Annotated in this window: 19 protein-coding genes and 3 tRNA genes; 12 read left to right on the forward strand and 10 right to left on the reverse strand. The window is 67.1% G+C overall.

Features of this window, described 5'->3' with window-relative positions:
• Window positions 1-37 precede the first annotated feature (37 nt).
• Window positions 38-1,006: a polyprenyl synthetase family protein gene (locus MU582_04135; GenBank protein ID UPK77107.1), complete on the forward strand. Its 969-nt coding sequence runs from the start codon at window positions 38-40 to the stop codon at window positions 1,004-1,006.
• A gap of 329 nt (window positions 1,007-1,335) precedes the next feature.
• Here MU582_04135 and MU582_04140 read toward each other — a convergent pair whose 3' ends face one another.
• The 3 genes from MU582_04140 to MU582_04150 all read right to left on the reverse strand — a co-directional run bounded on the left by MU582_04140 (window position 1,336) and on the right by MU582_04150 (window position 5,039).
• Window positions 1,336-3,399: a PhoX family phosphatase gene (locus MU582_04140; protein ID UPK75836.1), complete on the reverse strand. Its 2,064-nt coding sequence runs from the start codon at window positions 3,397-3,399 to the stop codon at window positions 1,336-1,338.
• A 103-nt stretch (window positions 3,400-3,502) separates the two neighbouring features.
• Window positions 3,503-4,426 carry an EamA family transporter RarD gene (rarD, locus tag MU582_04145; GenBank protein ID UPK75837.1) on the reverse strand — a complete coding sequence of 308 codons (924 nt, stop codon included), beginning with the start codon at window positions 4,424-4,426 and terminating at the stop codon, window positions 3,503-3,505.
• 37 nt (window positions 4,427-4,463) lie between these two features.
• Complete coding sequence (locus tag MU582_04150; protein ID UPK75838.1) at window positions 4,464-5,039, reverse strand: TetR/AcrR family transcriptional regulator; 576 nt, start codon at window positions 5,037-5,039, stop codon at window positions 4,464-4,466.
• An 80-nt stretch (window positions 5,040-5,119) separates the two neighbouring features.
• Between MU582_04150 and MU582_04155 the strand changes: the two genes are divergently transcribed.
• Together MU582_04155 and MU582_04160 are read left to right on the forward strand one after the other, a co-directional pair.
• Window positions 5,120-5,977 (forward strand): alpha/beta hydrolase, encoded by an 858-nt coding sequence (locus MU582_04155; GenBank protein ID UPK75839.1) that lies wholly within the window; start codon window positions 5,120-5,122, stop codon window positions 5,975-5,977.
• Window positions 5,978-6,061: 84 nt separating this feature from the next.
• Entirely contained in the window at window positions 6,062-7,096 is a 1,035-nt protein-coding gene (locus MU582_04160; protein UPK75840.1) for a hypothetical protein, read from the forward strand.
• 21 nt (window positions 7,097-7,117) lie between these two features.
• Here MU582_04160 and MU582_04165 read toward each other — a convergent pair whose 3' ends face one another.
• The 3 genes from MU582_04165 to MU582_04175 all read right to left on the reverse strand — a co-directional run bounded on the left by MU582_04165 (window position 7,118) and on the right by MU582_04175 (window position 10,756).
• The gene (locus tag MU582_04165; protein ID UPK75841.1) at window positions 7,118-8,200 is read right to left on the reverse strand and encodes a 2-oxoacid:ferredoxin oxidoreductase subunit beta; all 1,083 of its coding nucleotides are present in this window, start codon (window positions 8,198-8,200) and stop codon (window positions 7,118-7,120) included.
• Window positions 8,197-10,077, reverse strand: a complete 1,881-nt coding sequence (locus MU582_04170; GenBank protein ID UPK75842.1) for a 2-oxoacid:acceptor oxidoreductase subunit alpha — start codon at window positions 10,075-10,077, stop codon at window positions 8,197-8,199. The genes MU582_04165 and MU582_04170 overlap by 4 nt, the downstream gene beginning before the upstream one ends.
• Window positions 10,078-10,261: 184 nt before the next feature.
• A complete protein-coding gene (locus MU582_04175; protein ID UPK75843.1) occupies window positions 10,262-10,756 on the reverse strand; it encodes a YajQ family cyclic di-GMP-binding protein in 495 nt (164 codons plus the stop codon).
• Window positions 10,757-10,893: 137 nt separating this feature from the next.
• Here MU582_04175 and MU582_04180 point away from each other — a divergent pair.
• Window positions 10,894-10,975: transfer RNA gene (locus MU582_04180), tRNA-Tyr, on the forward strand.
• 79 nt (window positions 10,976-11,054) lie between these two features.
• Here the strand turns inward: MU582_04180 and MU582_04185 are convergent.
• Together MU582_04185 and MU582_04190 are read right to left on the reverse strand one after the other, a co-directional pair.
• Window positions 11,055-12,074: an ABC transporter substrate-binding protein gene (locus tag MU582_04185; GenBank protein ID UPK75844.1), complete on the reverse strand. Its 1,020-nt coding sequence runs from the start codon at window positions 12,072-12,074 to the stop codon at window positions 11,055-11,057.
• Between the two features lie 117 nt (window positions 12,075-12,191).
• Window positions 12,192-13,046 (reverse strand): SDR family oxidoreductase, encoded by an 855-nt coding sequence (locus MU582_04190; GenBank protein UPK75845.1) that lies wholly within the window; start codon window positions 13,044-13,046, stop codon window positions 12,192-12,194.
• A 186-nt stretch (window positions 13,047-13,232) separates the two neighbouring features.
• Here MU582_04190 and MU582_04195 point away from each other — a divergent pair.
• The 7 genes from MU582_04195 (at window position 13,233) to MU582_04225 (ending at window position 17,157) form a co-directional block, all read left to right on the forward strand.
• A tRNA-Thr gene (locus tag MU582_04195) sits at window positions 13,233-13,305 on the forward strand.
• 44 nt (window positions 13,306-13,349) lie between these two features.
• A tRNA-Met gene (locus tag MU582_04200) sits at window positions 13,350-13,423 on the forward strand.
• A gap of 76 nt (window positions 13,424-13,499) precedes the next feature.
• The gene (gene rpmG, locus MU582_04205) at window positions 13,500-13,670 is read left to right on the forward strand and encodes a 50S ribosomal protein L33 (protein ID UPK75846.1); all 171 of its coding nucleotides are present in this window, start codon (window positions 13,500-13,502) and stop codon (window positions 13,668-13,670) included.
• A 97-nt stretch (window positions 13,671-13,767) separates the two neighbouring features.
• Window positions 13,768-14,178 (forward strand): MaoC family dehydratase N-terminal domain-containing protein, encoded by a 411-nt coding sequence (locus MU582_04210; protein ID UPK75847.1) that lies wholly within the window; start codon window positions 13,768-13,770, stop codon window positions 14,176-14,178.
• Window positions 14,175-14,576: a MaoC family dehydratase gene (locus MU582_04215; GenBank protein UPK75848.1), complete on the forward strand. Its 402-nt coding sequence runs from the start codon at window positions 14,175-14,177 to the stop codon at window positions 14,574-14,576. The genes MU582_04210 and MU582_04215 overlap by 4 nt, the downstream gene beginning before the upstream one ends.
• Window positions 14,569-15,606 carry a UDP-N-acetylmuramate dehydrogenase gene (locus MU582_04220; GenBank protein ID UPK75849.1) on the forward strand — a complete coding sequence of 346 codons (1,038 nt, stop codon included), beginning with the start codon at window positions 14,569-14,571 and terminating at the stop codon, window positions 15,604-15,606. Before MU582_04215 ends, MU582_04220 begins: the two co-directional genes overlap by 8 nt.
• A 60-nt stretch (window positions 15,607-15,666) precedes the next feature.
• Window positions 15,667-17,157, forward strand: coding sequence for an arylsulfotransferase family protein (locus tag MU582_04225; GenBank protein ID UPK75850.1), 1,491 nt, complete (start codon window positions 15,667-15,669; stop codon window positions 17,155-17,157).
• Between the two features lie 12 nt (window positions 17,158-17,169).
• Here MU582_04225 and MU582_04230 read toward each other — a convergent pair whose 3' ends face one another.
• A complete protein-coding gene (locus tag MU582_04230; protein UPK75851.1) occupies window positions 17,170-17,646 on the reverse strand; it encodes a MarR family winged helix-turn-helix transcriptional regulator in 477 nt (158 codons plus the stop codon).
• Between the two features lie 32 nt (window positions 17,647-17,678).
• Here MU582_04230 and MU582_04235 point away from each other — a divergent pair, with 32 nt between their 5' ends.
• On the forward strand, window positions 17,679-18,242 hold the full coding sequence (locus MU582_04235) for a carboxymuconolactone decarboxylase family protein (protein ID UPK75852.1): 564 nt from the start codon (window positions 17,679-17,681) through the stop codon (window positions 18,240-18,242).
• Window positions 18,243-18,323: 81 nt separating this feature from the next.
• Here the strand turns inward: MU582_04235 and MU582_04240 are convergent, their stop codons facing one another.
• Window positions 18,324-19,340 carry an adenosine deaminase gene (locus MU582_04240; GenBank protein ID UPK75853.1) on the reverse strand — a complete coding sequence of 339 codons (1,017 nt, stop codon included), beginning with the start codon at window positions 19,338-19,340 and terminating at the stop codon, window positions 18,324-18,326.
• Window positions 19,341-19,342: the final 2 nt, after the last annotated feature.

Genomic DNA, 19,342 nt, shown 5'->3' on the forward strand with positions numbered 1-19,342 from the left:
TCGAGGAGTCGTCGTGTCGTCCACGTTTGGCGTGACCATGACCGACGACGCCTTCGAGGCGCGCGTACGCGGTCGGCTCGACTCCGTCGAGCAGGCGCTCACCGATGCGGCGGCCACCGACGAGGCGTTCATCGCCGAAGCCGCGACCCATCTGTTGCGCGCGGGCGGCAAACGGTTTCGGCCGTTACTCGTCGTGCTGACCGCTGAGTTCGGCGATCCGGTCGCCGAGGGTGTGGTGCCCGCCGCACTCGTCGTCGAGTTGACCCATCTGGCGACGCTGTACCACGACGATGTGATGGATGAAGCATCGCTTCGGCGCGGAGCCGAGAGCGCGAACGCGCGCTGGGACAACTCGATCGCGATCCTCACCGGTGACTACCTGTTCGCCCGGGCCTCGCATGTCGTCGCAGATCTCGGACCGGATGCCGTGCGCATCCAGGCCGAGACGTTCTCCCGCCTCGTCCAGGGTCAGATCCGAGAGACGATGGGTCCGCGCGACGGCGAGCAGCCGCTCGAGCACTACCTGTCGGTCGTCTCGGACAAGACCGGGTCACTCATCGCGACGTCCGCGCGCTTCGGCGCCATGATGGCGGGCGCATCGGAGTCGGTGCAACAGCGGTTGACCGAGTTCGGCGAGCGCATCGGATCCGCGTTCCAGCTCAGCGACGACATCATCGACGTCGCAAGTGACTCACACGACTCCGGCAAGACCCCGGGCACCGATCTGCGCGAGGGTGTGCCCACGCTGCCCACGTTGATCGCCCGGTCGTCGGACTCACCGCAGGATGCACGGTTGCGTGAACTTCTGTCGGGGCCCATCTCCAGCGACGCTGACCATGCCGAAGCACTCGCGTTGCTTCGCGAGCACTCGGCACTCGACGAGGCGCGAGCCTTCGTACGAGGCCGTGCCGATGAGGCGCGAGCCCTGCTCGCGGATCTGCCGCCCGGCCACGCTCGCGACGCCCTCGAGTCGCTCTGCGACACGGTCGTCACCCGCATCGCCTGACGAGGGTTCGCAGGGTCCCCGCCGCACGGGTCGGAGCAGGGGTGGCCGAGTCAGTCGACTCCTGCCACGTCAGCCACGGACGTACCTATGGGCACGGCACCACGTCACTTTGCACGGTGTCCCTGCCGTGCAAGGTGGAGTTCCACCATGTCTACTTGGTGAACCACCACCCACCGACCCGGCAAGAGCCAGCCGAATCGGGGACGCCGGCAAGGAGTCCGAGCCCGCAGCCGGTGCACTTGGTGCGACGAATGCCGAGAGGCCCTACGTACAACGACGAAGCGGCCGGCGCGAACCACGTTCGCGCCGGCCGCCTCAGCAGCGTCGGGTCAGCGACCGATGCGCTGGTTGTCGATGCGGTACGTGCAGATGACCGACGGCCGCGGGAAGCGGTCGGTGTGCGGCCACGTCGAGGTCGGCTCCTCGAAGGTCGCGCCGTCGGACTCACCCGGATGCTGCACGGCGGCGAACACCGTGAGGCCGTCCTCCGATACCAGCGGCCCGCACGTCTCGGCGGCGACCGGAACGGTCAGGAACTGACGTACGTTGCCGCGCTCGCTGCCCCGTGTCGGTACGGCGAACATCCCGTCGTTGGACCCGAGCGCGTTACCGTCGGTCGAGATCCACAGATTGCCGGCAGGGTCGAACGCCACGTTGTCCGGGCAGGAGATCGGGCTGACCTGCTCCTTCGGGAACCCGCCGAAGTACGTCTCGGGTGCCTCCGGATCGCCGCAGACCAGGAACAGGTTCCACCGGAACGCCGTCGCAGCCGCGTCGTTGCCACGCTCGACCCACTCGAGTACGTACCCGTTGCGGTTGCCCGATGCGCTCGTCAGCGGTGCATCGAGCGATTCGCGAACCATTGAGGTGTCCAGCGGGTTCGCCTCGTCGACGGGCTGGTCCTTGCCGCGGTTCGAGTTGTTGGTCAGCGCCGCGTACACCCGGCCGGTGACGGGGTTGCGCTCGATGTCCTCGGGGCGGTCCATCTTCGTCGGCGACACCGAGTCGGCCGCGAGCCGCGTGTCGATCAGCACGTCGGCGACGGTCATCCCGTCCACGTACGACTCCGTCGCGGAGGTGAGTGCGATCCACTCACCGGTGCCGTCGTACTCATCGTCGTCGAGCCCGTCGCCGGTGAACTTCGCGACGTACAGCGTGCCGTCGTCCAGCAGGCCGAGGTTGTGCTCGCGAGCCTTCGCGGCCTTGCCCTTGCGGAACTTCTGCCTGGACACGAACTTGTAGATGTAGTCGCCGCGCTCGTCGTCGCCCATGTAGACGACGACGCGGCCGTCCTTGCTGAGCGAGGTCGTCGCACCTTCGTGCTTCATCCGGCCGAGCATCGTACGCTTGCGCGGCTTGGCCTTCGGGTGCTGCGGGTCGATCTCGACGATGTAGCCGAACCGGAACGGCTCGTTCGGCTCCTTGGTCAGATCGAACCGGTCGTCGACATCGCCCCAGCCGCGGCCCTCGCCGCTCAGTCCGTACCGGTCGTAGCTGTCGGCATGCTTCGGGTCGAGGTCGCCGGATGCGTCGAAGTAGCCGTTGAAGTTCTCCTCGCCGGACAGGAACGTGCCCCACGGCGTCATGCCGCCCGAGCAGTTGCCGATCGTGCCGCGCGCGGTGCGACCCTTCGGGTTCGCGCTCGTCCGCATCCGCTTGTCACCGGCGGCCGGGCCGGTCAGCTGCATGGGAGTGTCTGCGGTGATCCGTCGGTTCAGCTTGGTCTTACCGACCGGACGCTGCTTCCACGCGCCGTCGCGGCGGCCACGCTCGATCTCGACGACGCTGAACCCGTGTGCGGCCATCTCGATGCGCTTCTGGGTGTCCGCGTCGTACCAATCGGTCGGGAACATCAGCTCGGGGTCGGTGTACTCGTTGTTGACGCCGAGGATGGCGCGGTTCTTCTCACCCTGGACGGGGAGTACGCCGACGTAGTCGCAGTTGTAGCCGAACTGCTGTGCCTGTGCCTCGGGCGACTGCTTGTACACGTTGAACCGTGGCGCACCCGGCACGACCCGGTCGCCCCACGAGATGATGACGTCGTAGTCGTACCCGGCGGGCACCGTCACGTTGTCGCGTACGTTCGGGCGTACCGGCCGGAACGCGAGCTCTGCGGCGGCACTGCCCTTACCCGGCTTGCCCGGCTTGGCAACCGCCGCGGCCGCCGGGCCGGCGAGGGTTGCGCCGAGACCAACGGTCACCGACGCCGCCGCGCCACCTCGGAGGAGCGACCTGCGCGCAACCACGGAGGCGAGCACATTCGACATGTGCTCGTTGTCGGATTTGTTCGGGATCGGCTTATCGCATGCGTCGCCACAGCGGTAGTGGCAGGTCATCGCGCTTCGAGACCCATGCGGGCCGGTCGGGTTGATCAACGGCAGCAGTCGCGGCATCGCTCGCTCCAAAGATGCGGGGAGTTGTCTTGCGTGCGTGACGTTAAGCAGCCAACACGTTCACCGGATGACGTACGGGTGAACGGTCGGGTACGCCGAGGAGTCAGCGGGCCGGTGCCTGCGCGGCGCGGCGCAGCAGCCGGCGACGGTTGGCGATGCCCTCGACGGTGATGATCGCCAACGCGGCCCAGACCAAAATGAACCCGACCCACCGGGCCGGTGTCATGTCCTCGTGGAAGACCAGGATGCCCAGCAGGAACTGCAGCGTCGGCGTCACGTACTGCAGCAGTCCGAGCATCGTCATCGTGACTCGGTTCGCTGCGCCCGCGAACAGCAGCAGCGGGATAGCGGTGAGTACGCCGGCCAGTACGAGTAGCAGGGCGTTGCCGACTCCTCGGTGGCCGAACGATCCCGAGCCGTCGACATCGAGGTAGCCGAGGTACGCGAGGGCGAGCGGTGCGAGCACCATGGTCTCCAGACCGAGCCCTTCCAGTGCTCCGACGCCGACCTTCTTCTTCAGCAGCCCGTACGTGGCGAACGAGAACGCAAGCGCCAACGAGATGTACGGCGGCCGGCCATAGTCGACACCCAGCTCGATCACCGCAGCGAATGCGAGAGCGAGCGCCGCCCACTGCACGACGCGGAGCCGCTCGCCCAGGACGACGACACCCATCAGGATCGTCACCAGCGGGTTGATGAAGTAGCCGAGCGAGGTCTCGACGACGTGCCCGTTGTTGACGCCGTAGATGTACACGCCCCAGTTCACGGCGATGAAGATCGCGGCCAGGGTCAACAAGCCGAGCCGGCGCGGCGACCGTACGACGGCCAGCGCGCTGCGCCATTTGCCGAGCAGGGTGAGCAGGCCGATGACCAGCGCCAACGACCAGACGACCCGGTGCGAGAGGATCTCCACCGGTCCGGCGGGCTCCAGCAACGGGAAGTAGAGCGGGAAGAACCCCCAGATGGTGTACGCGGCGGCGCCGAACACGAAACCTCGGCGTCGATCATCCGCGAACTCAGCACTCACCAGATGAGTCTAGTGATCGTGGATGGCGTCAGCGCGGTCAGTCCGGTAGGCGGTCGGCGAAGCTCCGCGCGAGGACATCGCCGCAGGTCAGCAGGGCTGTGGTCGTACGTGTTGCCCGGGAGATCACGAACGCTCCCTCCAGGCCGCACACCAGCGCAGTCGTGAGCTCGGCTGCGGTTTCGGCATCGACACCGCGGTCGACGAAGTACGCGGTGCCGACGTGCTGCCAGGACGTGAAGACCTCGGCCGTCGCTTCGCGCAATGGCTCGTTCGTACTCGCGACCTCGAGCGCGACGGTGGCGATCGGGCACGCGTCGGCGAAGTCGGACTCCTCCAGATGCTGCGCGGCCAGTTCGAAGTAGCGCCGGATGCCGCTGGTCAGATCGGGCGCATCGGCAAACGCGAGCGGGAGCACGCCCGCGTACTCGGCGCCCGAGGTGCGGATCGCTTCGGCACTGATCTGCTGTTTGCCGCCGGGAAAGTGGTGATAGATCGAACCGAACGGCGCGCCCGCGCGCTCGACTATCTGTTTGATGCCGGTAGCGGCGTAGCCCTGGTCGCGCAGTAGCTCGGCCGTGCTCGCCACGATCCGGTCACGGGTTCCGGTTGTCATCAGCACCTCCGCGGACCATACTAGAGCGATCATTCTAGAACGATCACTCTAGTCGAGGCCGGCTAGTTGGGGGCGAAGCGATGCAGACAGCATCAGTACCGGCAGGCACCATCGAGTACGCAGACACCGGCGGCGACGGTCCGGTGGTCGTCTTCCTGCACGGCCTGTTCATGAACGGTTCGACGTGGCGCGACGTGGTACCGCAGCTAGCGGACTCCTATCGCTGCATCACTCCGAACCTCCCCCTCGGTTCGCATCGCATTCCGATGAACGAGGACGCCGACCTCGCGCTGTTCGCCATGACCAATTTGGTCGCGGACTTCCTGGACGCACTCGACCTGCACGACGTCACGCTGGTCACGATCGACTGGGGAGGAAGCCTCTTCCTCACCGCCGAAGGTCGTGACGACCGCATTGCGCGGCAGGTGATCTGCCCAGCCGAGGCGTACGACAACTTCCCGCCGGGACTCGCCGGCAAAGTGGCCGTACTCGCCTGCAGACTGCCCGGTGGCATCAGCCTTGGCCTGCGCCAGTTGCGGATCTCTTGGCTCCGGAACTCCCCGCTGATGTTCGGCGGGTTGTTCAAGAAGGGGCTGCCCGACGACATCGCACGCGAATGGACCGCGCCGGGTCTTGCCTCTGCTGATATCCGTCGTGACCTGCGTAAGTACGGTCGTCGGCAGCCGCCGAAGTCAGAACTGATCGCGGCGACGGAGCGGCTCGCGGACTTCGAGGGTCCGACGCTGATTGTCTGGGCGCCGGAGAGCGCGATGATGCCGGCGGAGCACGGGCGTCGACTCGCCGAGCTGATCCCGCACGCCCGCTCCGTCGAGATCCTCGACGCACACACGATGGTCAACGAGGACCAGCCCGAGGAGTTCGTCCGCCAGCTGGGTGCGTTCCTCGCCGACACCGACGCGTCGATCGCGAGAAGCTAACACATACTGAGATATCGGCCTGCGTACGACTGGACGCTGATACCTTCCTGCGTATCAGCGCCACCATCGAATCCAGGAGCCGCTATGCCGGGCCCGCTTGTCCCAGTCCACCTCTGCGGCAGCGTCCCGCTGGCGGACGCCACGGCCGTGTTCACCCAGGCCGCGCATCGACTTGGCGTCGCCGTCGGGCGGATCCCCGACGGTGAGACGGGCGTACGCGACAACTGGGTCGTCTGGCAGCTCCCGATGCTGCAGGCACATCCCGACCTCGAGACCGTGCCGCCGCCGAGCCCGGAGTACGGGCCGAGCATGCGAGTGCAGGCAAAGCCCGGCATCGATCCGGCGTCGGTGAGGTTCGAGTCGCTGGGGTACGCAGACGCTGCACGGGCGTCATGGCAGATCTTCAGCGAGCTGCAGGACGGTGGAGTGATCGCGCCCGAGGTGCGGTTCCAAGTGAGCCTCCCCACGCCGATCGCCGTTGTGGCGGCATTCGTCGGCGCACACCAGGCCGAGCTCGAGGTTGCTTACGAGGATGCGATCCTGCGCGAGCTCGCCGAGATCGTCGCCGCGGTCCCGGCAGACCGTCTCGCCGTCCAGTGGGACACTGCGGTCGAGTTCGCGGTGTTCGAGGGCGTATTTCCGTCGTGGTTCGGAGCGGACTACGACGACCAGCGTGCGGAGGTCGCGCGGCGACTCGTGCGTCTCGGCAACGCCGTGCCCGCGGGCGTGCAGCTGGGCTATCACCTCTGCTACGGCGACTTCGGGCACGAGCACTTCGTGGAGCCCGCCGACACCTCGAAGCTCGCCGACATCGCGAACGACCTCGGCGCGGGTCTCGATCGCGACCTGAACTGGGTGCACCTTCCGGTGCCGCGCGGGCGCGACGACGCCGCGTACTTCGAACCTCTGAGTGCGCTCGCCCTTCGACCGGAGACGACCGTCTACCTCGGGCTCGTACACGCAACGGACGGGCAGCCCGGCGCCGAACGCCGGATCGCCGCCGCCAGGGCCGCGATCTCGGAATTCGGCATCGCAACGGAATGTGGCATGGGCCGACGTCCCGCCGAGCAGATCCCCGGCCTGCTGGATCTGCACGCACAACTCGCGGCCGAGCTCTGAGCGCCTACGGCGCCCGTCGGGTCAGCTGACCTTCCAGGTGTCGGGGCCGGTGATCAGGGTCTGCAAGTCACCGGAGCCGTTCATCTCGGTGGCGGACTCGACCTGCTGCCGGGCCAAATCGTCGTACGTAGGACGCTCGATCTGGCGGAAGATCCCCACCGGTGCGCGGTCGAGCTGGCCGGCGGCGGTGAGCCGCGACAACGCGAACGCCTGGCTGGGGTCTTCGGCGTACGCATCGTGCACGACCAGCTTGTCGACATCGTCGTCGCCGGTGACGTCGACGACCTCGAAAGCACCCGTCGCCCCGTCGCGTACGAGCCCCTGCTCACCATTGGGGCCGAAACGCACGGGCTGACCGTGCTCGAGCCGGATGACCGCGTAGTCCTTCGTCTCGTTGTCCTTGATCGTGTCGAATGCGCCGTCATTGAAGATCGGGCAGTTCTGGTAGATCTCGACGAGCGAGGTGCCACGGTGTGCTGCGGCCTCGCGGAGCACACCGGTCAGGTGTTTGCGGTCCGAGTCGATCGTGCGCGCCACGAACGTCGCCTCCGCACCGAGCGCGACCGATACCGGGTTGAACGGGGTGTCCAGCGATCCGTACGGGGTCGACTTGGTGACCTTGCCGAGTTCGGACGTGGGGGAGTACTGCCCCTTGGTGAGGCCGTAGATCCTGTTGTTGAACAGCAGAATCGTCATGTTGACGTTGCGCCGCAGCGCGTGGATGAGGTGGTTGCCGCCGATCGAAAGTGCATCGCCGTCTCCCGTGACGACCCACACCGACAGGTCCGGTCGGGTCGACGCGAGTCCGGTCGCGATCGCCGGCGCCCGACCGTGGATCGAATGCATTCCGTACGTGTCGAGGTAGTACGGGAAGCGCGACGAGCAGCCGATGCCCGATACGAACACTATGTTCTCGCGTTTCAACCCGAGCTCGGGCAGGAAGCCCTGTACGGCTGCCAGCACGACGTAGTCGCCGCAACCGGGGCACCAGCGCACCTCCTGGTCGGAGCCGAACTCCTTGCGGGTCTGCTTCTCGTCCGTCGTGGGTACGGATGCGAGCCCGTCACGCGCCAGGCTCGGCGTGGGCAGGTCGACGGCGGTCATCGGACGGCCTCCTCTTCGAGGGAGTCTGCGGTGGCTCGGATCACGTCGGACAACTCGGCTGCGCCGAACGGAAGTCCGCGTACCTGGTTGTAGCCGACGGCGTCGACGAGATACTCGGCGCGCAGCAGCGTGCGCAGCTGACCGAGGTTCATCTCGGGCACCAACACCTTGTCGTAGCGGTGCAGCACCTCGCCGAGGTCGGGCGGGAACGGGTTGAGGTGACGCAGATGCGCCTGCGCCACGTGGTAGCCGGCCGCGCGCGCCCTTCGTACGCCCGCTCCGATGGGGCCGTACGACGAGCCCCAGCCGATCACCAGCAGCCGTGCGTCGCCGGTCGGGTCGTCGAGGTCGGTTGCGCCGATCGTGTCGGCGACGCGATGCACCTTCGCGTCGCGGAAGGTCACCATCCGGTGGTGGTTGTCGGGGTCGTACGAGATGTCGCCGGTGCGGTCGGCCTTCTCGAGCCCGCCGACGCGGTGCTCGAGCCCGGCGACCCCCGGCGGTGCCCACGGGCGCGCCAGCGTCTCGGGGTCACGGAGGTACGGGAGGAACTCCTCGGTGCCGTCGTCGGCCGTGTGGTTCGGGCCGGTGACGAAGTCGGGCCGGATCCGCGGCAGACTCTCGATATCGGGGATCGCCCACGGCTCCGAGCCGTTGGCGATGTAGCCGTCGGACAGCAGCATCACCGGCGTGCGGTAGGTCACGGCGATGCGAGTCGCCTCCAGCACGGCGTCGAAACAGTCCGAAGGCGAACGCGGGGCGACGATCGGGATCGGGGCCTCGCCGTTGCGGCCGTACATCGCCTGTAGGAGGTCGGCCTGTTCGGTTTTGGTCGGCAGGCCCGTCGACGGCCCGCCGCGCTGAACGTCGATCACCAGCAGCGGCAGCTCCAGCATCACTGCGAGCCCGATCGTCTCGGACTTCAGTGCCACGCCGGGGCCGGACGTCGTCGTCACGCCGAGCGCGCCACCGAAGGAGGCTCCGAGCGCCGCGCCGATCGAGGCGATCTCATCCTCTGCCTGGAACGTCGTGACGCCGAAGTTCTTGTGCTTGCTGACCTCGTGCAGGATGTCCGAAGCCGGTGTGATCGGGTACGCGCCCAGGAACACGTCGAGCCCGGTCTGCACACCCGCCGCCACGATGCCGTACGACAGTGCGGTGTTACCGGTGATGTTGCGGTACGTACCTGCAGGCAGCGCCGCTGGCTTGATCTCGTACGAGACGGCGAACGCCTCGGTCGTCTCGCCGTAGTTCCAGCCGCTGCGGAAGGCCGTGAGGTTCGCGTCGCGGATGTCCGGCTTCGACGCGAACCGCTGCGACAGGAACTCGATGGTGCCGTCGGTCGGCCGGCCGTACATCCACGACAGCAGGCCGAGCGCGAACATGTTCTTGGCCCGTGAGGCGTCCTTGCGCGACAGCCCGAACTCGTCGATCGCCTCGACGGTGATCGCGGTGAGGTCGACCGTGTGCAGGTTGTACGACTCCAGGCTGCCGTCCTCGAGCGGGTTGGCGTCGTAGCCGGCGCGCGCGAGGTTGCGCTTACCGAAGTCGTGGGTGTCGACGATGAGCGTGCCGCCGTCGGCGAGGTCGCTCACGTTCGCCTTCAGCGCGGCCGGGTTCATCGCGACCAGTACGTCTGGGCGGTCGCCGGGAGTCAGGATGTCGTGGTCGGCGAAGTGCAGTTGGAAGGAAGAGACGCCGGCCTGCGTACCCGCGGGTGCGCGGATCTCTGCCGGGAAGTTCGGCAGCGTGGACAGATCGTTGCCGAATGCGGCCGTCTCCTGGGTGAATCGGTCCCCCGTCAGCTGCATTCCGTCTCCGGAGTCACCGGCGAACCGGATCACGACGCGATCCAGCTGTTGTACCTGCTTCGACACTGAGGGTGTTCCCTTCTACGGAGGCCTCCGCCACCCTCGATCGTACGCTGACGGAACCGGCGCGTGACGGGTCCCACCATGTGAGCCAGGTGCTGGCCGAACCGCACCCCCGCCCGCTGGGCCGCACGTTTCAGCCCCTATTTTTGCGATTTCGGGGCCGGAACGTGCGGCTCACGGGGCGGTGTCAGCGGTAGTTGACGAACTGTGTCGCGAAGTCGAGGTCGGCGGCCTTCACCAGCGCGATGACCTCCTGCAGATCGTCGCGCTTCTTGCTGCTCACACGGAGCTCATCGCCTTGCACCTGGGTCTTGACGCCCTTCATGCCCTCGTCGCGGATCAGCTTGGCGATCTGCTTCGCCTGGTCCTGGGTGAGGCCGTCCTTGAGCGTGCACGAGATCTTCGACTCTTTGCCCGACTGGCGCGGCTCGCCTTCCTCGAGAGCCTTCAGCGAAACACCGCGCTTGACGAACTTGTCCTTCAGTACGTCGAGTGCGGCGAGCGCCCGCTCGTCGGCATTCGCGGTGATCTCGATGCCGAGCTCACCGCTGCGCTCGACCGACGCGCCGGTGTTCTTGAAGTCGAACCGCGTCGCCAGCTCGCGGGACGCCTGGTTGACGGCGTTGTCGACCTCCTGCTTGTCGACCTTGCTGACGATGTCGAACGATGACTCGCTGGCCATTCGTACCCTCCGGAGTGGATGCGGTTTCGGTGAACGCGGTTTCGTTGCTGAAAGTCTCCTACGCTATTGTTTCTCCTCGTTGCTTCGTGGCGCACAGGGGGATGCTCGATCCGCTCGCACCCGCGGCAGCGAACCCCGGCAGGTTGCCCGAGCGGCCAAAGGGAGCTGACTGTAAATCAGCCGGCATTGCCTACGCAGGTTCGAATCCTGCACCTGCCACCGACGTGAGGCCCGACCGCAAGGTCGGGCCTCATTCGTTTCACTCGGGCCGTGATCGTGGCCCGCTGCCGTGTGCAGGTCACGACGTGATCTCTCGCGGTACGCCGCCGCGGACCGCGTCGGCGAGCATGGCTGGGAGCCGGTCGAGGATGTACGGCAGACTCAGCGGTGACGTGAAGTAGATCGCTCCCGCGAGTGTGCCGTCGGTGTACGCGGAGCGGCCCTCCTCGACCGGCGCGAGGTTCATGAACGTCGCCTCGCCCTCGAACCGGTCCAGGTCGGCCGGCTTCTCGGTCGCCCACAACAACACGTCTGCGCCGTCGATGATGTCGATCTTCTCCGCGGGGATGTAGGCCTGTGCTCCCTCGCGGCGGTACTGGTCGAGGTATCCCGGGACAGTGAAGCCGAGTGCGGTCAGGAACTCCGTACCCAGGCCGTCCGGGTACGCGATGTAGGTGCTGTCGTAGACGGCGTTCTGCAGGAACACGATCGACTTGTCCGCGAACTCCGGATGCTTGCTTGCCTCGGACCTGAACCGGCTCTTGATGTCGTCGATCAGCTTGTCCGCTTCGGGCCGCAGACCGAGCGCGTCGCCGATCAGGCGGGTCTGTACGGGCCATGGCGAGAAGTAGTCCGATGCGCCCTGGGGAGCCGCGAGGGTGGGCGCCAGCTCCGAGAGCTTGTCGTAGTCGTCCTTCGTCACGCCTGAGTTGGTGCCGATGATCAGGTCAGGGCGCAGGGTGGCGATCTTCTCGAAGTCGAACCCGTCGGTGGCGCTGAGTACGGTGGGTTCCGCGTCGCCGAGCGCGTCTTGGGCCCACGGCCACACGGCGTACGGCTGCTCGCCGTACCACTCGGTCGTCGCGATCGGCGTGTGCCCGAGCGCGAGCACGGTGTCCTGCTCGGTGAGCCCGACGATCACGATGCGCTCCGGCCGGCTCTCGACGGTGATGGTTCCGTACTTGTGCTCGGCCGTCGCCGGGAACTGCCCGCCAGAGCCGGCGGATGCCGGTGCATCGTCGTTCTCGCGCCCGCAGGCCGATAGAAACAGGGCCGCACCACCGATCAGGACGGTTCGACGACGGATGTGATGGGCCATGACGCCTCCGGTTCAGTTAGGTGTGCCTAACCTATTCCATGAGATCGATGGCCCGACCGTTCGGGCGCCTTCGACGCACCGCGCTGGGCGTACGAAGGGGTCGAGGGGCCCTGGTCGTCAGCGGAGGTTGCGCTCGGCGACCTTGGTGAAGCGGCGGTTGAGGTAGGTCATCGCGACGTCGTACGCAGGGGCGAACTTGCGCTGCCACCAGTGCCCGAACGCGATGTCGCGGGAGGTGAATACGAGGTGGCGCCGCGACCGAATGCCGCGCATGATCGCCTCGGCCGCCTGCTCCGGCGTCACCGCGTGACGTTGGAACTTCTCGATCAGCTCGCGTATCTCCGGTGCGTCGCGTTCGACTCCCACGATGTCGACACTGCCGACCAGGGGAGTGTTCACCGCGCCAGGGCACACCAGCTTCACGCCGATGCCGTGTCGGGCGAGATCGAAGCGCAGTACCTCGGAGACTCCTCGGAGCCCGAACTTGGCCGCGCTGTACGGCGCATGCCACGGCAGGCCGAACAACCCGGCCGCCGACGAGACATTCACCACCAGACCGCCGCGGCCCGCCTCGATCATCGCGGGTACGAAGCACTCCATGACGTGGATCGGCCCCATCAGGTCGATCTCGACGGTGCGCTGCCAGTGCCGGTGCTCGAGTCGGTCGATGGTGCCCCAGGTGGAGATGCCGGCGATGTTCATCACGACGTCCATCGAGCCATGCGCATCGTGGATCTCTTCGGCGAGCGTACGAATCGCTTCGTAGTCGGCCACATCTGCCGGTTTTGCGAAGGCGATCCGCCCGCCCGCGTCGCGTACTTCGGCGACCACTCGGTCGAGCTGTGTGCCGTCGAGGTCGGTGAGGTAGAGCTCGGCGCCGTCGCGGGCTGCCGCGAGTGCCGTCGCGCGACCGATGCCGCTGGCGGCGCCGGTCATGAAGACCCGGCGGTTCTGCAAGGACGTGACGCGCATGATGAGGTTCGCTCCCGCGGAAGACGTGATTGGGACGAATGTACTACTTGATGCTACCGGCCGGTAGTGCAATCCGAAACCAGTTGGGTGAGGGGTCGACGCGGCCCGCGCCGGCGGGCCAGAATTGTCCTGGCATGGCCGATTTCTCTATTCGCGGTCGCACTGTGTACCATCGACCGTCGGCTCGCCCCTTTAGCTCAGTCGGCAGAGCGTCTCCATGGTAAGGAGAAGGTCTACGGTTCGATTCCGTAAAGGGGCTCTGGGTTGGATGGTTCGTCGCTCGCGGCGGATCACCCTCCCCGTGGCGGGGTAGCTCAGTTGGTCAGAGCGCACGGCTCATAATCGTGAGGTCGCGGGTTCGAGCCCCGCCCCCGCTACGTAACAAGCCAAACCGGCAGGCAGGCGCCGCACCTGGGCGCCGATGAAGCAGTACGACCGACAGAGGACACTCCAGTGGCCAGCAAGAGCTCAGACGTCCGCCCCAAGATCACCTTGGCTTGCACCGTGTGCAAGGAGCGGAACTACATCACCAAGAAGAACCGCCGCAACGATCCGGACCGGATGGACCTCAAGAAGTACTGCCCGCGTTGCAAGCAGCACACCGATCACCGCGAGACCCGCTGACGTCAGGCGCTCTGGTTCGACGCTCGAATGGCACCCACCGCGTACGCGCGGTCGGGTGCCGTTTCGCGTACGCGCGCGCTACGCCTAATCTCGTCCCATGGCACTCGATCCCGAACTCGTCGGTCGTACGTTCCCGCCGACCGCGCCGTACGACGTGAGCCGACATGAGATCGCCGAGTTCGCTGCGGCGGTCGGCTATGCCGAGGCCGGCGACGAGGCGCCGCCGACGTTCCCGATCGTGATCGCCTTCAAGGCGATGACCGCTCTGATGGGCGATCCGGAGGTCGGTATCGAGCTCCGCAACGTCGTACACGCCGACCAGCGGTTCGTCTCCGAGCGCGCAATCCGCGCCGGTGACGTGCTGACCGCCCAGCTGCAGGTCGAGAAGCTTCGGCACATGGCGGGCACCGACATCATCACGACCCGCAGCGATATCGTCGCGGCCGACGGCGAGCACGTCTGCTCGGCGTACGCGACCCTCGCGCACAAATCGGGAGCCGACGCATGAGCATCACCGAAGGCGCCGAGCTCGGCCCGATCTCCTACGCCATCACCCGTGCCGACCTGGTTCGCTACGCCGGTGCGAGCGGTGACTTCAACCCGATCCACTGGTCCGACCGGGTTGCGATGTCGGTGGGGCTGCCGGGAGTCCTCGCACACGGCATGTACACGATGGCGCTCGCCGGTCGTGCCGTGGAGTCGTGGCTCGACGACGGTCAACGCGTCGCGGAGTTCGCGGTGCGGTTCACCAAGCCGGTGCTGGTTCCCGATGACGAGCAGGGCACCGAGATCGAGGTGGCAGGGCTCGTCAAGGGCGACGACGATGACGGGCGTACCCGCATCGACCTGACGGTCCGGTGCGGCGACGAGAAGGTGCTCGGGATGGCGAGGGCGTTCGTTGCGTGAGCAGTACGACGCCGCGCTCGCACCACTGACGACGCTGCGGCTCGGCGGACCCGCGTGCCGGCTGGTCGAGGTCGACACCGAGTCGGAGCTGCTCGAGGTCGTGGGCGACGCCGACGACGCGAACGAGCCGGTGCTCGTTCTCGGCGGCGGCAGTAACGTCGTCGTGGCCGATGACGGGTTCTCGGGCACGGCCGTGCTGGTGCGTACGCGCGGTGTCGACATCGAGGTCGACGCGAGCGGCGCAGTGATGGTCACGGTGGCTGCCGGCGAGGAGTGGGACCCGTTCGTACGGCGAGCCGTCGATGAGCAGTGGGTCGGCGTCGAAGCGCTATCGGGCATCCCCGGTCTCGCGGGAGCGGTCCCGATCCAGAACGTCGGAGCGTACGGCCAGGAGGTCGCGCAGACCATTGCGAGCGTGCGTACGTACGACCGAGAGGAGCGGCGGCTGCGTACGTTCTCCGCGGCCGACTGCGGTTTCGCGTACCGGACGAGCAGGTTCAAACAGTCGCCGGGTCGGCACCTGATCTTGTCGGTGACCTTCCGATTCGCGCTCGGCGAGCTGTCCGCACCCGTGCGGTACGCCGAGCTCGCGCGCAGACTCGGCGTCGAGCAGGGCGAGCGCGCCAAGTCCGCCGACGTACGCGAGGCGGTGCTGACGCTGCGGCGCGGCAAGGGCATGGTGCTCGATGAGCACGATCACGACACGTGGAGCGCCGGGTCGTTCTTCACGAACCCGATACTTGCGTCCGACGATGCCGCGCGCCTCCCCGGTGACGCCCCGCGGTTCCCGGAGCCCGGCGGGCAGGTCAAGACCAGCGCCGCCTGGCTGATCGACCATGCCGGGTTCCCCAAGGGTTACGGCGAAGGCAATGCACGACTGTCCGGCAAACACTTGCTCGCGCTCACGAACCGCGGCGGCGCCACGACGGCGGAGGTCTTGGACCTCGCCCGCGAGATACGTGATGGCGTCCGCGCCGCGTACGACGTCACCCTGAACAATGAGCCGGTGCTCGTCGGGGTCGATCTGTGAAGTTCGCTGGTCGTCAGGCATCCTGGCGGCCGAGTTGTGCGTCATTGACATGGTGAGGGAATGAGTTCGAGGCGTGTTTTGACCAAAGCCGCGGCGGCAGTGGCCGGCGCGGCGCTCATCGTGTCGGCCTGCGCGCAGGAGCCGGACTCCGCCGCGACTGAGTCGTCGGAGAGCACATCGGACGAGGCGACGACAGACGACGAGGCAACGACGGTGGACTTCGTCAGCCGCCCGGATCTGCCTGGCCCCGTCATCGACATTGAAGGCGACACAGACAAGGCCGCGCCCGGCAAGGTGTTCCTGGCGCCGAAGGGCGCGGACGACCCGATGCACGGTCCGGTCATCGTCGACTCCGAGGGCGAGCCGGTGTGGATCAACCCGGTCGGTGACCGCTGGACGTACGACTTCCGCGTGCAGACCTACCAGGGCAAGCCGGTGCTGACCTGGTGGCAGGGGCAGCACCTGTCCGGTGGCTACGGCCACGGCGAGTATGTGCTGATGGATCGGTCGTACCGCGAGGTCGCCACCGTGACGACTCCGAAGCTCGGTGCCGACTTCCACAACATGACGCTGACGCCTCAGGGCACGGCGCTGATGACGAGCTTCCCGGTGGTTCGCCGCGACCTGACCTCGATCGGCGGTGCGAAGGACGGCTACGTCGCCGACTGCGTGGTGCAGGAGGTCGATGTGAAGACCGGCAAGGTGAAGTTCCGCTGGAGCATGCTCGACCACGTACCGCTGAGCGAGACGACCGAGGACCCCGAGAGCAACCCCGACGAGCCAGGCACCAAGAAGGCTCCGCTCGACCCGTTCCACGTCAACTCGGTGTACCGCGACGGCAAACACGGGCTGCTCGTGTCGGCACGTAACACCAGAGCCGTCTACCGCATCGACAAGCGCACCGGCAAGCTCGACTGGACACTCGGCGGCAAGAACACCGACTTCGACATGCAGGGCGACTCCGAGTTCGCGTACCAGCACGATGCGCAGCGTCAGCCGGACGGCACGATCACGATGTTCGACAACGAGGCGGCGCCGACGGTCGGCGAGGAGTCTCGCGGCCTGCGGCTCGCGCTCGACGAGAAGAAGATGACGGCGCAGGTCGTCGCCGAGTACCTCCCGCCGGACGGGCGACTGTCGGCGAGCCAGGGCAACATGCAGGTGCTGCCGGACGGTCATGTGATGATCGGCTGGGGCTCGGAGGAGAACTACTCCGAGTACAACCGCCGCGGCAAGCTGCTGTACGACGCCGCGGTCATCGGCCAGAGCTACCGCGTGCACCGCCATCGGTGGCATGCAACGCCGAGTGAGCCGCCGAAGTTCGTGTACCAGGACGGCACGGCGTACGTCAGCTGGAACGGCTCGACCGAAGTGAAGTCGTGGCGCTTCATCGCCGGCGGCGACAAGAAGTCGGCCCATGTCGTGGCGACCGTGAGCCGAGACGGTTTCGAGACCGCGCAGCGGATGGCAGACCGTCCGTACATCGCGGCCCAAGCGCTGAACGCGAAGGGCAAGGTCATCGCGACCGCGGAGCCCGACGTCTGGCCGTAGCGCGGACGCGAGTCAAGCACCGAACCACGCGGGCGCATCGAGCCGGTACGCGTGCGGACCGACCACCTTGCGCAGATCGGCTTCGAGCGCATCGACCCGACCTTCGCCGAGCGTACGCACCCAGCGGGCGCGTAGATCGTCGAAGATCGCTGCGGACCGCCGCAGCACGTCGATGCCGGCGTCGGTGAGTACGACAACCTTGCGGCGCGCATCGTGTTCATCTGCGGTGCGGGTGACATAGCCGAGTCGTTCGAGGCCGTCGATCGTCTTGCCGGCGGCCTGTTTGGTGACGCCGAGCCGTCGGCCGACCTCGCTCGCGGTGGCGCCGTCGAGGCCGATCGCCTGCATCGCGAACCCGTGTACGGGTCGCAGCTCGGCATGGCCCTGATCGCGGAGTTCGGCGTGCAGCTCGTCGATCAGCGTACGAAAGCCGCCGAACAACAGCAGCGGTAGTTCGTATCCGGGCGACGCAGGATTCTCAGTTGGCATTATCGACAACCAGGTTTACTATGTGGTCAACCATGTTGACCAATCTAGCCCAGGAGAATCCAGTGCTCGACTTCCCACGCCATACGACCGAAACCGCATCGGAGCCCGCACGGCGCCGGCTGGGCGCCATCGAGGGCGCGTTCGGATACCTGCCCGCGGCCGTTTCGCTGATGGCCAACTCTCCGGAGACGGTCGAGGCCTTCTCGGCCGCCAACGCGCAGTTCGAGCGGGCCAGCCTCGACCCGGTCTCGCGGGAGGTCGTCGTGATGACGATCGCGACCCGCTACGACTGCCACGTCTGTATTGCCATGCACTCGGCGAGACTCGAGGCGCTCGACGCGTCGCCGGCACTCATCGCAGCGTTACGCGACCGTACTCCGCTGCGAGATGAGAAGTACGAAGCGCTGCGTACCTTCACGCTCGCGGCGATGGACGGTCACGGCGTCGTCGAGGACTCGGTGGTGGAGCGCTTCCGACAGGCCGGTTACGACGAGCGGAACGCGCTCGAGGTCGTACTCGCGATCGGTACATACACGCTCAGCGCGTTCGCGAACCGGATGACCGCGGCTCCCTTGGACGATCAGGTATCCGCGTAACCACACCCCCGCTGGGCCGCACGTTTCTGCCCCGATTTCGCCGGAATGAGGGCCGAAACGCGCGGCCCAGTGGGGGTGCGGTCAGGGCGGCGTGCTCAGCCATTCGTCGATGCCCTTGAGTCCGGCCTCGACGATGTCACTCGGCGCCCGCGACGAACGCAGCGACATACGAGCCAGGTCGGCCAGCTCCTCATCGGAGAAACCCTGTGCCGCGCGCAGGATCGAGTACTGCGCGGCGAGCCGCGAGCCGAACAACAGCGGGTCATCGGCGCTGAGGCCGAGCTGGGCGCCCGCCGCGACGAGCTCGCGTACGGGCACCTCCTGGTACGTGTCGTACACGCCGAGGGCGACGTTCGAGGCGGGGCAGACCTCGAGGGGTATGCCGTCGTGGACGATCCGATCGAGCAGGCGGGGGTCTTCGATGCTGCGTACGCCGTGGCCGAGCCGGTCGGCGTGCAGGTACGTCAGGCAGGCGTCGATGTTCGCGGGGCCGCGTAGCTCGCCACCGTGCGGCAGGCTCGCCAGGCCGGCCCGTCGAGCGATGGCGAAGGCCCGCTCGAAGTCCGACGTCGTGCCCCGGCGTTCGTCGTTCGACAGGCCGAAGCCGATCACGCCGCGACCCGCGTACTGTGCCGCGAGTCGCGCCAGCGTGCGCGCGTCGAGCGGATGCTTCGTACGGTTCGCGGCGATGATCACCCCGATGCCGATCCCGACAGTGCGCTCTGCCTCGCGGGCCGCGTCGAGCACCAGGTCGGTGAACGCCGTGACGCCACCGAAGAGGCCGGCGTACCCCGACGGGTCGACCTGGATCTCCATCCACACCGATCCGTCTGCGCGGTCCTCCTCGGCCGACTCACGCAGCAGACGGCGTACGTCTGCCTCGGTGCGGAGTACCGACCGCGCTACGTCGTACAACCGCTGGAACCGGAACCAACCCTTCTCGTCGGCGGCACTGAGCTGCGGCGGCCAGTCGTCGACGAGCGCGCTGGGCAGCGGAATGCCGTCGCGCTCCGCGAGCTCCACCAGCGTCGGATGACGCATCGAGCCGGTGAAGTGCAGGTGCAGGTGAGCCTTCGGGAGGGTGGCTACCGGTCGCAATG

Source organism: Nocardioidaceae bacterium SCSIO 66511, assembly GCA_023100825.1.
Classification (GTDB): domain Bacteria; phylum Actinomycetota; class Actinomycetes; order Propionibacteriales; family Nocardioidaceae; genus Solicola.